Source organism: Paraburkholderia sp. SOS3 (assembly GCF_001922345.1).
GTDB lineage: Bacteria > Pseudomonadota > Gammaproteobacteria > Burkholderiales > Burkholderiaceae > Paraburkholderia.
In genome coordinates this window covers 2,719,364-2,732,671 of sequence record NZ_CP018811.1, presented here as the reverse complement: position 1 = coordinate 2,732,671, position 13,308 = coordinate 2,719,364, and the positions used below count along the sequence as shown (strand labels likewise).

The following is a 13,308-nucleotide window of genomic DNA, read 5'->3' as shown; positions in this document are numbered from 1 at the left end:
TTCAGCGCGCGTTACGCAACGATACGGTATCGTCGCGCTTGACCGTTTTATTCATACCATTCGCTCAGCGCCACGAGCTGGCAGCGATCGGGTCAGCCATGCACCGGCCATCCGCCGGAACGATGCGAGGCGCTTGCCGGCCGCGCGCGAGCGCATTTTTTGCGGGGATTCGATGTTTGTCTTGTCCTGGGTCGCGATTTTCCTTGCGGTGCCCGCGACGTGGCTGATCGAGCGGCGCGCGATCGGCGTGGCGCTGCTCGTGGTCGGTTACGGTGCAGCGTTCGTATCAGGGATGCTCGGCGCCGCGGCGCTCGCCGCCATTGTCGTGCTGCTCGTGCTTGCCTATGCGGTGCTGCCGCCGCGTCCGCCGGCCGTGCGCCGCGTTGCGCATGCAGTTTTCATCGTGATCGGTGTCGCGCTGATCCTGCATTGGGTGCCGGGCTTTCATAATCCGCGCGTGATTCATGCGGAGCGCTTTACCGCCGACGCGCTGCCGTTCACGATGTATCTGAATCTCGACAAGCCGCTCGTGGCGTTCTGGCTGCTGCTGACGTTTCGCTGGATACGCGGGCCGCAGAATGCGACGCTTGCGCTCGCCGCAGGCATCGGCGGGTGGCTCTTGACGGCGCTCGTCTGCATCGGCACCGCGTTCGCGATGCGGCTCATCGTCTGGGAGCCGAAGTGGCCGGCCGATGCCTTGCTTTTTCTCGTCAACAACCTGCTGCTCGTGTCGGTCGTCGAGGAAGCGTTCTTTCGCGGCTATCTGCAAGGCGGCATGATGCGGCTCTTCGACGGCCGTCCGCTCGGCAAGACGATCGCGCTCGTCGTCGCATCCGTGCTGTTCGGCCTCATGCATTTGCCGGGAGGCGGATGGCTGTGGGTCGTGTTCGGCGCGGTCGCGGGGCTAGGCTATGGGCTTGCCTACCGCTTCGGCGGACTGCGCGCGGCGGTGCTCGCGCACTTCGCGCTCAACGCGACGCACTTTCTGCTGTTCACGTATCCGATGCTGCAGCCGCGCATGCATGCGGTGTGATGCTGCATGCCTGGTTGGGCAGGGCCGTCTAACCCTGCGCGGGATAGAACAGGCGGTTCAGCAGTTTGCGCACCATCGGCGCGAGTTCGCCCGCGGTGCATCCGGCGGGACCGTCGCCGCGCGCTGTGAGCGCATCCGCGGCGAGCCCATGCAGATAGACGCCCGCGAGCGCCGCTTCGTATCGCGGCAAGCCCTGCGCGAGCAGCGCGCCGATGATCCCGCCGAGCACATCGCCGGTGCCGCCCGTCGCGAGCGCCGCATTGCCGGTCGGATTGATCGCGAGGCGGCCGTCCGGCGCCGCGACGACCGTGCCGGTCCCTTTCAGCACCACGACGCTCGCAAAGCGGCGCGTCAGCGCGCGCGCCGCGGCGAGCCGGTCGCGCTGCACGGCCGGCGCGTCGATGCCGAGCAGGCGCGCGGCTTCGAGCGGATGCGGTGTAAGAATCGCCGGGTCGTTGTCGCGCGAGCCGCGCGCCTCGAGCGCCGCCGCGAGCGACGCATCGCGGGCGAGCAGATTCAGCGCGTCGGCATCGAAGAGCTTCGGCAGATCGAGCGGCAAGACGTCGTGCAGCACGCGCGTCGCCCGCTCGCCATGGCCCATGCCGCAGCCGATCGATAGCGCATCCATGCTGTCGAGCGGCAGGTCGTCGATCGCATGCAGCATCAGTTCGGGATGAGGCGGATCGTAGGCCGGACCGCCGGCGCCGAGCAACGCGACATGGACCTTGCCGGCACCGGTATAAAGCGCGGCGCGCGCCGCGAGAATCGGCGCACCGCACATGCCCGTATCGCCGCCGACCACCGCGAGGCTGCCGAACGTGCCTTTGTGGGTGGCAAAATCGCGCGGCGGAAAATGCGCGGCGAACAGTGCCGGCGCGTTCAGTTGCGCGCCGGCCCGGTGATGCGCGCGGTTTGAGTCGAGTTCGAGCGGCGCCACGCTTACCGCGCCCGCGAGATCGCGCCCCGCGCCCATGAAGAGGCCCGGCTTCGCGCCGATGAACGTGACCGTGCATGTCGCGCGGACCGCGACGCCGCCGTCGACGACGTTGCCGGTATCGCTATCGAGACCGCTTGGCACATCGAGCGCGAGCACGCGTCCATGCGCCGCGGGCGATGCCGGCATGACAGGCGAGGCAGGCGAGGCAGGCGAGGCGGCATGCGGCCACTGCGCCGCATCGGCCGGCGTACTCGACGCGCGCGCCGCGAGCCGCTGCGCCAGCTCGGCGAACACGCCTTCGAGCGGCCGCGCAAGGCCGATGCCGAACATGCCGTCGACGATCCAGCCGAAGCCGTCGAGCGACGCGGGCGCCGTCGCCGTGATCGTCACGCCTGCGGCACGCGCTTCGCCGAGCGCCCAGCGCGCATCGTCGGGTTTCACTTCCACCGGCATGCAGACCTCGACGGCGACGCCCGCGCGCTGCAATTCGGCCGCGACGACGAGCGCATCGCCGCCGTTGTTGCCCGGCCCCGCGATCAGCAGCACGGGATGCGCACCGTCGACGGAGCCGTCGTGCGCGATCTGTTCGATCAGAAAGCGCGCGGCCGCGGCGCCGGCACGCGCCATCAGCGTATGCGGCGGCAATGCCGCGGCGGCCTGCGTTTCGAGTGCGCGCAGTTCGGCGACGGTGTAAAGCGGTAGCGGCCGGTCATGCGGATTGACGAGCATCGGCGCGGCCGCGGCGGACTGCGCGGATGACGACGCAGAAGCGGCAGACGAGGACGCGGAGGACTTGGCAGCGGTCATGGCGGCGTTCGGAAGCGCGTACGGGTGGAGGAGGCGCAGACCGCGGCACGCCGAAAGACCCGCGCCGCGGGCGCGATTACCTCGATGTTAGTGGCAATGTGCGTAACCGTGCCACCAGCGCGGGCGAGTCCAACCGGCGAAGCCCGCTGGCGTCCACCGCCGACGGGCGACCAGGGACGAGCGACCAGCGGCCAGCGCGGCTCAGTGCCTGAACCGCTCCGGCGCGAGCGCTGCCACGGTCTCCTGCGGCAAATCGGACGCACGGCCCGAGATCAGGTCCGCGAGCAGCTTGCCCGACCCGCACGCGAGCCCCCAGCCAACCGGACCATGGCCGAGATTGACGAAAAGCCGCGGATGCAGCGCGTTGCCGGTCACCGGCAAGCCGTCGGGCGACAGCAGCTTGATGCCTTCCCACGGCAGCGCCTGCGAGATGCGCGCGGCGCCGGGCACCCAGTCGTGGGTCGCCTGGCCGAGCAGCGCGAGTGCTTCTTTGGTCAGCGGTTCGCCAAGCGGCTTGTCGGTGTCGCGCGCGCTTTGCAGCACCGCGCCGCCCGCAATGCGCAACCGGTGATTGCTGCGCGTGATCGTGATGCGCTTGACCGCATCGATGACCGTCATATGGGGCGCGAATTCTTCGCGCGCGATCGGCGCGACGAGGTTGTGCAGCCGCAACGGGTGCAGCGGCAACTGCAGGCCCACGCGATCGAGCAGCGGCAAGCTGCCGACACCGGCCGCGACGACGATCGCATCGGCGCCGATCACGTCGACTTCGCGCGAACTGACGGGGTCGCCCGGCCGCGGCGCCAGTTCGACCGCCGCGCGCTGGCTGTCGAGACGAATCGCGGTGACTTCGCGGCCGAACTGGAACTGCACGCCGCCTTGCGTATCGAGCGTCTGCTTGACGAGCTTCGCGAAGAGCGGGCAGTTCGCCGTGCGTTCGTCGCGAAACAGCACGCCGCCCGCGAACGGCGGATCGGCCGGCACCGAATGCTCGAGCGCGACGCATTCGCCCGGCGTCAGCACATGATGCGGCACTTCGAACTGGCGCAGCAATTCGAGCGCCGGCTTGATCTGCTCCCACTCCTGCTGCGCGCGCACGAGATACAACTGGCCGTTCGACTGCTCGAAATCGAGGCCGAAGCGCGCTTCGATATCGGCCAGCGCATCGCGGGCCGATTCGATCAGCGGCCGCAGCCGCGCGTATTGCTGCGAGAAAGCGTCGGGCGTCTGCAAGGCGGCAAGGCGCTTGACGAAGTCGCGAGCCGCGCCGTTAAAGCCGGTTTTGCGGATGATCCCGTTCTTCGCGGCCTGCCGGTGCGGCATGAAGGTGGGGCCGAACCAGACGTCGAGCGAAGTGGGCAGCACGGTGCCGCCGTGGCCGTACGTGGCGCCTTGCGCGACGGTCGCGTGCCGCTCGACCACGCAGACCCGGTGACCGGCCGCGCGCAACTGATAGGCGGTGGCGACGCCCACGATCCCGCCGCCGATGACAATGACATCCATATTGTGTTTCGTATTGCCGGCGGGAGCCCCGATGGCCGATGCGGCGCGGCGGCTTGCGCAGTGGCTTGCCGCATTGGTTTGCCGCAGTGGTGTGCAGTACCGCGCCCGTCTGATGAAAGGCCGCATGATAGCAGCCAATGCGGGGCGGTCGCACGAGCAGCGCAGCGCGGCGATGCATGACGGGTAGGCGGGCGAGCCGGCCGGTTGCGGCGAAGGCCCGGTTCAGGCGCGCTTCCGGGTTATAATCTCGGACTTCTCTTCGCCCCGACGGGCGCCTCGGATGCGCGATCCGCGTATGCACCTGGAACGACCTGGAACCCGCAGGAAACCTCCAGGTTCAACCAGGTACCACCGGTATCACCAGGTACCAAAGGTACCAACAGGTACCAACGCGGATCGGCACCTTTCTCGGCAACCCAAGGGGCCACCCGGCGTACAGTCAAGCACCGTCAAGTCCATGGCCCACTTCTCGTGTTTTCCCGGCGCTTCGGCCCTCTCTGATTTCCGTCAAACCCGTCTGCTCGACACGCTTACGCGCATCGACGCCCATATCGTCGGCGTGCGCGGTCAGTATCTGCACTTCGTCAACGCGCACACGCCGCTTTCGGGCGAAGACAGCGCGAAGATCGACGCGCTGATGCACTATGGCGATCCGTTCGAAGCGGGCAGCCACAAGGACACCGGCGCGGTCGAAACCTTCCTCGTCGTGCCGCGCTTCGGCACCGTGTCGCCGTGGGCGAGCAAGGCCACCGATATCGCGCACCACTGCGGGCTCACGCAGGTGCGGCGCATCGAGCGCGGCATCGAATACACGGTGGTGCTCAAAGGCGGGCTGCTCGGCGGCAGGAAAAGCCTCTCCGACAGCGCGCGCGAGGCCGTCGCCGCGGCGCTGCACGACCGCATGACCGAGAGCGTCGCGCCGTCGCGCGACCATGCGATGCATCTGTTCGACGAACTGCCGGCCAAACCGCTGCTGACGGTCGATATCCTCGGCGAGGTGGGCGGGGGCCGCAAGGCGCTCGAACGCGCGAATACCGAACTGGGCCTCGCGCTCGCCGACGACGAAATCGACTATCTCGTCGACGCCTTCACGAAGCTCGGGCGCAATCCGACCGACGTCGAGCTGATGATGTTCGCGCAGGCGAACAGCGAGCACTGCCGCCACAAGATTTTCAACGCGCAATGGACGATCGACGGACAAGCGCAGGACATGTCGCTGTTCGCGATGATCCGCAATACCGAAAAGCTCAATCCGCAGGGCACGATCGTCGCGTATTCGGACAACTCGGCGATCATGCAGGGCGCGCCGGCCGAGCGCTGGTTCCCGCGTCCCGCGCAGCAGGACGGCGCGCTGGCCGAACACTACGGCCGTCACGTCGAGCTCACGCACACGCTGATGAAGGTCGAGACGCACAACCACCCGACCGCGATCTCGCCGTTCCCGGGGGCGGCGACCGGCGCGGGCGGCGAGATTCGCGACGAAGGTGCGACCGGCCGCGGCGCGCGGCCCAAGGCCGGTCTCACAGGCTTCACGGTGTCCAGTCTCGAACTGCCCGATGCGCGCGAGCCATGGGAAAACGATCGCGACGCCACGCAGCCGGTCGATCACCGCAACGGCGCCGACCCGCATGGCCCGTACGGGCGTCCGGACCGCATCGCCTCGCCGCTGCAGATCATGATCGACGGGCCGCTTGGCGGCGCCGCGTTCAACAACGAATTCGGCCGCCCGAATCTCGGCGGCTACTTCCGCACGTACGAGCAGAACGTCGCGGGACGCGTGCGCGGTTATCACAAGCCGATCATGATCGCGGGCGGCATCGGCAATATCTCCGATGCGCACACGCACAAGCATGACCTGCCCGAAGGATCGCTGCTGATTCAACTGGGCGGCCCCGGCATGCGCATCGGCATGGGCGGCGGCGCCGCGAGCTCGATGGCGACCGGCACGAACACCGCGGAACTCGACTTCGACTCGGTCCAGCGCGGCAATCCCGAAATCGAACGGCGCGCGCAGGAAGTGATCAACGCGTGCTGGCAGATGGGCGAGCGCAACCCGATTCTGAGCATTCACGACGTCGGCGCGGGCGGCCTGTCGAACGCGTTCCCGGAACTCGTCGATGGCGCGAACAAGGGCGCGCATTTCGAGCTGCGCAAGGTGCCGCTCGAAGAGAGCGGTTTGTCGCCGCGCGAGATCTGGTCGAACGAAGCGCAGGAACGCTATGTTCTCGCCATCGCGCCGGCGGACCTCGCGAAGTTCGAAGCGATCTGCGAGCGCGAGCGTTGCCCGTTCGCGGTGGTCGGCGCGGCGACGGCGCAACGTCAGCTGAAGCTGACCGACGCAGACGCGCAGCCGCGCGAAACGAGTACGCACGAGCCCGTCGATATGCCGATGGAAGTGCTGCTCGGCAAGGCGCCGCGTATGCATCGCGACGTCAGGCGCGAATCGGTCGCGCTGCCGGCGGTGGACCTCACGCATGTGTCGCTGAACGACGTTGCGACGAGCGTGCTGCGTCATCCGACGGTCGGCAGCAAATCGTTTCTGATCACGATCGGCGACCGCTCGGTCGGCGGCGCGACGGTGCGCGACCAGATGGTCGGCCCATGGCAGGTGCCGGTAGCCGACTGTGCGATCACGACGATGGACTACGCGGGCTTCCACGGCGAAGCGATGACGATGGCCGAGCGCACGCCGCTTGCCGTGATCGATGCGCCGGCGTCGGGCCGCATGGCGGTCGGCGAAGCGGTAACCAATATCGCGTCGGCGCCGATCGCGTCGCTCGACAAGCTGAAGCTCTCGGCGAACTGGATGGCTGCGTGCGGCAGCCCCGGCGAAGACGCGGCGCTCTACGACACGGTGAAGGCGATCGGCATGGAACTGTGCCCGGCGCTTGGCATCGGCATTCCGGTCGGCAAGGATTCGCTGTCGATGCGCACGAAATGGGTCGAACAAAGCGGAAACGGGAACGGCGTGGCCAAGGAAGTCGTCGCGCCCGTCTCGCTGATCATCTCGGCGTTTGCGCCCGTCGACGACGTGCGCAAGCATCTGACGCCGCAACTGCGCCGCACCGACGATGCGGGCCAGGCGCTCGACACCGTGCTGATCGCGATCGACCTCGGCCGCGGCAAGAACCGCATGGGCGGCAGCATTCTCGCGCAGGTCACGCAGCAGGTCGGCGACACGGTGCCCGACGTCGATAGCGCGGAAGACCTCAAGCATTTCTTCGAAGCGATCCAGACGCTCAATGGCGAGGGCAAGCTGCTTGCGTACCACGACCGTTCGGACGGCGGCCTGTGGGCGACGGTCTGCGAAATGGCGTTTGCGGGACACGTCGGCGTGTCGCTGAACGTCGATATGCTGACGCTCGATCCAAACCACGAGTTCGACTATGGCGACGCCAAAGACTGGGCGAAGCAGACGAGCGGCCGCCGCGACGACCGCACGCTGCGCGCGCTCTTTAGCGAAGAACTGGGCGCGGTCGTACAGGTGCGCGCCGGCGAGCGCGATGCGGTGCTCGCGACGCTGCGCGAATTTGGCCTGTCCGCGTGCGCGCATGTGATCGGCAAGCCGAACGCCAACGACGCGATCGAAATCTATCGCGACGCGAAGAAGATCTACGAAGCGCCGCGCGTCGAATTGCAGCGCGCCTGGAGCGAGGTGAGCTGGCGCATCTCGCGGCTGCGCGACAACCCCGCATGCGCGGACGCCGAGTACGACGCGTTGCTCGACGCAGCCGATCCTGGCCTCGCGCCGCAACTGAGCTTCGACCATACGGAAGACGTTGCCGCGCCGTTCATTGCGGCAAACATCGGCAAAAACGCGCGGCCGCGCGTCGCGATTCTGCGCGAGCAGGGCGTCAACTCGCATCTCGAAACCGCGTACGCGTTCGACCGCGCGGGCTTCGATGCGTACGACGTGCATATGAGCGATCTGCTCGCGGGGCGCGCCTCGCTCGCGGACTTCGCGGGCGCCGTCGCATGCGGCGGCTTCTCGTATGGCGACGTGCTCGGCGCAGGCGAGGGCTGGGCCAAGACGATCCGCTTCAATGCGCAACTGGCCGATATGTTCGCCGCGTTCTTCGCTCGCAAGGACACGTTCGCGCTCGGCATCTGCAACGGCTGCCAGATGATGAGCAGCCTGGCGTCGATGATCCCCGGCGCCGAGGCGTGGCCGAAGTTTACGCGCAACAAGTCGGAGAAATTCGAAGCGCGGACGTCGCTCGTCGAAGTGCAGGCGTCGCCGTCGATTTTCTTTGCCGGCATGGAAGGCTCGCGCATTCCGGTGGCCGTGGCGCACGGCGAAGGGTTCGCGGACTTTTCGCAGCAAGGCGATGCGTCGCGCGTCGCAGTTGCGATGCGTTTCGTCGACCATCGCGGTCAAGCGACGGAGCGGTATCCGTTCAATCCGAATGGGTCGCCGAACGGCATTACCTCGGTGACGACGCCCGACGGCCGCTTTACGGTGCTGATGCCGCACACGGAGCGCGTGCACCGGACGGTGCAGATGAGCTGGGCGCCGCCGCAATGGGCAGCGGCGAAGACGGACGGCAGCCCGTGGATGCGCGTGTTTCAGAACGCGCGGAAGTGGCTCGGATAATCAGGGTGACGGGGGCGCCCGAGGTAAATTCGGGCGCGCCCAATCAGCGGCAAGTGGCAAGTTACCGGCAGATCACCGGGCAGCGCACGCGTTTCACCACGGGCGCGCGGCTACCGTGCAGCGTTACTGCCGCGCTGCGATCTGCTTCTTCCAGCTCTGCACGATGTGCTTCGCGAGTTCATCATAGTGTCCGCCAAAATGATGATCACCCTCGGTACGCACGAGCTCGATGCCGGTCTTCGATAGCAACGGGCACAACGTATCCTTCTCTCCCTCGCCATACACGCACTCGATGATCGCCGGCGGCATTTTCGCGAGTTCGGGCTTGACCGGCAGCGCCTTGTCGCTAGCGGGCATGCCGAGCCACCCGGTCACGCGAATCTGGAAATCGGCATCGGGTGCAAAACCGAGCAGCGACACGAACGACACCTTGGCGCGCAGCGCGTCGGGTAACCGGTTGTACGCGAACGGCATCACATCCGCACCGAACGAATAACCGACAAGCGCAATCTGGCTTGCGTGCCAGCGTGCGCCGTAAGTCTTCAGCACGCGGGCGAGATCGCGACTCGTCTGCGCGGGCGTCTTTTCGCTCCAGAAATAACGCAGCGCATCCCAGCCGACGACCGACACGCCTTGCCGTTGCAGCGACTCGGCGATCGTCTTGTCGAGATCGCGCCAGCCGCCGTCCCCCGAGATCACGACGGCGAGCATGTCCGAAGGATGCGCGGCAGGCAGTTCGATCAGCGGCAGGTCCGACACATCTTCTTCGTGCGTCGTGTCGTCGGTGCGCAAATACGGTTCGGCCAGCGCGGTGAGGCGCGCGGCCTTCGTGATGCTCGGCGCGAATGTGCGGCGCACGGACTTCGCGTTGTTCGGCTGCGCAACGGCAACCGCAGCCGGAACCGACGCTGCGCCGGCGCCGTTGCGACCGGCGTTGCCGGGCTCCGCGGCCGTCACGCCTTGCGCGAGAAACCCAGGCAGTCCCGTGCCGCGACTCAGAGTCGGATCGGCGGGGCACGGCGCAAAGCGCCGATCGAGCGCGCCGCCCGCATCGAGCGAAACCGCACCCGCAATCGTATTGGCCGGAGCTTGCGCGAGCGTGCGCTCGGCGAGCAGCGCGCCTTCGCCGGTACCTGCCATGATCGGCGAGAAATAGCGGCTCGATTGCACCTGGCGCTCGAGCTGATGTCCGATTTCCTCGGCGTCGCTATACAGCTTGTGGCAACTTTCCTGTTTCTGCGCGGCGAGTCTGGCTGCATAGCGCGCCGTATCGACGCCGACGACAAACGCCCCCTCGTGTGCAAGCGCATCGGCTGTCTGCTGATCGGACGCGGTCCAGCCGCCCGCATCCGAAAACAGCACGACAAAGCCGCGCATGTCGCCGGCAGGTTTGGTCACGGCGACGTTGCCGTAACGGCCTCCCGCGACGGTCGTGACCGTCGTGTCGGCGCGCGCGGCGCGAACCAGCGGTCCGAGCGGCGCAAATGCGATCGATGCGCCAAGCGCAGCACACGCGGCATAGGCCGCCGATTTCAACTTCACACGCTTCAAGCCAACACCCCTCATGACCTTGCCCCTCCCGCCAGCCGCGAAAGATCCGCAAGCGTCAAAAACACGCTCATCGACCCCGACGCCGCCAGATAACGCGGCTCCCAGCGCGGCTGGAACTTGTCCTTGAAGCTGCGCAGCCCGCGGAAGTTGTAGAACCAGCCGCCGAAGCGCCACGCGAGCGCCGCGCCGCGATGCAACGGCGACGCCAGCGGAGTCGGCCGCATGCCCGACAGCGGCGCGACGCCGAGACTCAGCGAGCGGAAGCCCGCGCTTTTCAGATGCAGCGCGAGCTGCGTGAACAGATATTCCATTGCATAAGGCGAAGCGCCGGGCAGATGGCGCATCACGCCGACCGTTGCTTCGGTATTGAGGTCGGTGGTCATGAACGTGACGAACGCGAGCGGCTTGCCGTGCTGGCGCAACAGCATGACCGACTGCGCCGCGAGGTAACCGGCCGTGAAAGCGGCCACCGAAAAGCTCTTTTCACGCGCGACGCGGCTTTCGAGCCATGCATCCGAAATCTCGCGCAGCACGGGCAGCGCGTCGGGCACGCAAGCCGGTTCGATCATGTCGGTCGAAAAGCCGTCGCGTTCGCCGCGCTTCAATGCATAGCGCAGATGCGCGCGATGCGAGCCTTTGAGTTCGAAGGCGGGCAACGCGATATGCGCTTCTTCGCCGAGCTTCATCAGCGTGAGGCCCGCGTCGAGATAAAGCGGCAATGCATCGGCGCGTACCTGATAGAACGCGGCGCGGCCGCCATGCGCATGCGCGAGCGCGACAAAACGCTGGATCAGCGCGGGCCATTCGCTGCGCGGCCCGACCGGATCGTGCAGCGCAGCCCATGTACGGCCGCGTTTCGCGTACATGAGGAAGGCGTTGCGCGACTCGGAAAAAAGGAAGCTCTTGTCGCCCATCATCGCGAGCACCGCATCGCTGCGCTCCTGCGCGCGCACCACGCCCGCTGCTTCGACGAGGTCTGCTTCGGCGGGCTTTTCGAAGCGGCCGGCGGCGGGCCGCAGCAACTGCCAGCACGCGAGCGCCGCGGCGAACAGGCCCGCGGCGAGCGTCGCGCGCAGCGCCCGCGGCGCGCGCTCGTCGAACGCAAACTGCCACCACAGGTGCCGCGAGTACTCGACGTCGCGAAACGCGAAGAACAGCACCCACACCGCCAGCGCGATCACGATGCCGACCGAGGCAAGCCATCCTGGCGTAAAGCGCTCGGTGAACAGCGACGAATGACGGTTGAAGCGCGTGCGCGTCGCCATCAATAGCGCAATCAGCACGCACAGCACGCCCGTTTCGACGAATGCCAGTCCTTTCGCCAGCGACAGCGCGAGGTTCAGCGCGGCGACGATCAGCGCGAGCCACCAGGCGGCGTCGAGCCGCCGCAACAGGCCGCGCGCGACGAACAGCAGCAGCACGCCGAACAGACTCGCGAGCATCTGCGAGCTTTCGAGCACCCAGAGCGGCAAGACCGTCTGCAGGATCGCAATGCGCTTCGCGAACGCGGGCGTCGCGCCGGAAATGACGAGCATGCTGCCGACCACGAACGTGCAGATCGCCAGAAACAGCGGTGCGAGCTGCGACACGCTGTGCGCGCCACGCTGCGCGAGTTCGGAGGCGAGCGCCTTTTTCTGTGCGTGTCCCTCGAACACCGCGAGCACGCCCGCGGACAGTACGAGCGGCACGCCAAAGTAGATCGCGCGGTACGCGAGCAGCGCCGCGAGCATCTGCGAGGTCGGCACGCGCGAGCCCAAGGCATAGACCATCGCCGCTTCGAATACGCCGACGCCGCCCGGCGTGTGTCCGATCATGCCGAGCAGCATCGCGGCCGCGTAAACGGTCACGAACTGGATGAAGCCCACCTGCGCGCCCGCGTGCGGCAAGAGCGTCCACAGCGCGAGGCCGGCCGCCACGACGTCGAGCACCGCGAGCGCGAGTTCCTCGACCAGATCGCGGCGCGCCGGCACCGTGAACGCGATCGCGATGCGCGTCGAAAACTGCACGCGCCTTGCGCTCGGGCCGCACGCCGCGATCAGGACCGCGAATCCGGCGAGCAGCGCGCAGCCGATCATGCGCAGCATGCCGGGCGCGAGCCCCGTCATGCGCGCGAGCGTCGACGCATCCGCGACCATGCCGGCCGCCGTCATCAGCGCGAGGGCGAGCGCCAGCGTGATGCTCGTCAACACCGTCATCTGGCCGACCTGCACAGGCGTAACGCCGGCCACGCCGTACACGCGGCAGCGCACCGCGCCGCCCGTCAGCGCGCCGAAACCGGTGGCGTTGCCAAGCGCCGAGCCGACCGTCGCGCCGACCCACAACGGCGCGCGCGGCACCTTTGCGCCGGCGTAGCGCAGCCCGACCGCGTCGCGCGCGACCAGCGCGACGTAGCTCGCCGCGGTCGCGCCGAGCGCGCCGGCCCATTCGGTGGCCGACAGATGGCAGAGCCGGGCGACGACCGAACGGTAGTCGACCGCTTGCGACAGATGCTGGAAGACGACGAGCAGAAGCGCGCAGACGCCGAACGCGATGGCCGGAACGAGGCATTGGCGCCAATGCTGCACGCCGGGCAGGCGCCTTACGCGCGCGAGAACGCGGTGCAGGCTGGATAAGTCTGTGTCATGCATGGGTTCGGAGCATGGGGACCCGCGTTGCTGCGCCGCACCCTCGAAGACCCGAATTTCGAGGCATGGTTGCCGCGGCGCGCGGCGAATCCTTTGATGTCGTTTTTATGATCGACGGTGCGAGCCGACCGCCCTATGTGCCGCCAGGCATTGCGTGGCGCGGCTCTGCACCGATACCGTTGTGCAAATAGTGAGTAAAGGAAGCAAACGGCTATAACGGCCGGCTGGTTGACCGGCTTTAGAAAATTGTCTGGATCTG

General features: G+C 67.4%; 6 protein-coding genes. 2 read left to right on the top strand and 4 right to left on the bottom strand.

The window, feature by feature from the left end:
- The first annotated feature begins 172 nt into the window (after positions 1–172).
- Positions 173–1,033: a CPBP family intramembrane glutamic endopeptidase gene (locus BTO02_RS12205; protein ID WP_075157257.1), complete on the top strand. Its 861-nt coding sequence runs from the start codon at positions 173–175 to the stop codon at positions 1,031–1,033.
- Positions 1,034–1,061: 28 nt separating this feature from the next.
- Here the strand turns inward: BTO02_RS12205 and BTO02_RS12200 are convergent, their stop codons facing one another.
- Entirely contained in the window at positions 1,062–2,699 is a 1,638-nt protein-coding gene (locus tag BTO02_RS12200; RefSeq protein ID WP_075158816.1) for an NAD(P)H-hydrate dehydratase, read from the bottom strand.
- 279 nt (positions 2,700–2,978) lie between these two features.
- Positions 2,979–4,280, bottom strand: a complete 1,302-nt coding sequence (locus BTO02_RS12195; RefSeq protein WP_075157256.1) for an FAD-dependent oxidoreductase — start codon at positions 4,278–4,280, stop codon at positions 2,979–2,981.
- 457 nt (positions 4,281–4,737) lie between these two features.
- Here BTO02_RS12195 and purL point away from each other — a divergent pair, with 457 nt between their 5' ends.
- Complete coding sequence (gene purL / locus BTO02_RS12190) at positions 4,738–8,874, top strand: phosphoribosylformylglycinamidine synthase (protein WP_075157255.1); 4,137 nt, start codon at positions 4,738–4,740, stop codon at positions 8,872–8,874.
- A 123-nt stretch (positions 8,875–8,997) separates the two neighbouring features.
- Here purL and BTO02_RS33850 read toward each other — a convergent pair whose 3' ends face one another.
- Complete coding sequence (locus BTO02_RS33850; RefSeq protein WP_083615098.1) at positions 8,998–10,440, bottom strand: AcvB/VirJ family lysyl-phosphatidylglycerol hydrolase; 1,443 nt, start codon at positions 10,438–10,440, stop codon at positions 8,998–9,000.
- On the bottom strand, positions 10,437–13,052 hold the full coding sequence (gene mprF / locus BTO02_RS12175) for a bifunctional lysylphosphatidylglycerol flippase/synthetase MprF (RefSeq protein WP_075157254.1): 2,616 nt from the start codon (positions 13,050–13,052) through the stop codon (positions 10,437–10,439). The genes BTO02_RS33850 and mprF overlap by 4 nt, the downstream gene beginning before the upstream one ends.
- Positions 13,053–13,308: the final 256 nt, after the last annotated feature.

Coding starts and splice junctions, on each gene's coding strand:
- BTO02_RS12205 (WP_075157257.1), top strand. CDS start 173: ATGTTTGTCTTGTCCTGGGTCGCGATTTTCCTTGCGGTGCCCGCGACG.
- BTO02_RS12200 (WP_075158816.1), bottom strand. CDS start 2,699: ATGCTCGTCAATCCGCATGACCGGCCGCTACCGCTTTACACCGTCGCC.
- BTO02_RS12195 (WP_075157256.1), bottom strand. CDS start 4,280: ATGGATGTCATTGTCATCGGCGGCGGGATCGTGGGCGTCGCCACCGCC.
- purL (WP_075157255.1), top strand. CDS start 4,738: ATGGCCCACTTCTCGTGTTTTCCCGGCGCTTCGGCCCTCTCTGATTTC.
- BTO02_RS33850 (WP_083615098.1), bottom strand. CDS start 10,440: ATGAGGGGTGTTGGCTTGAAGCGTGTGAAGTTGAAATCGGCGGCCTAT.
- mprF (WP_075157254.1), bottom strand. CDS start 13,052: ATGCATGACACAGACTTATCCAGCCTGCACCGCGTTCTCGCGCGCGTA.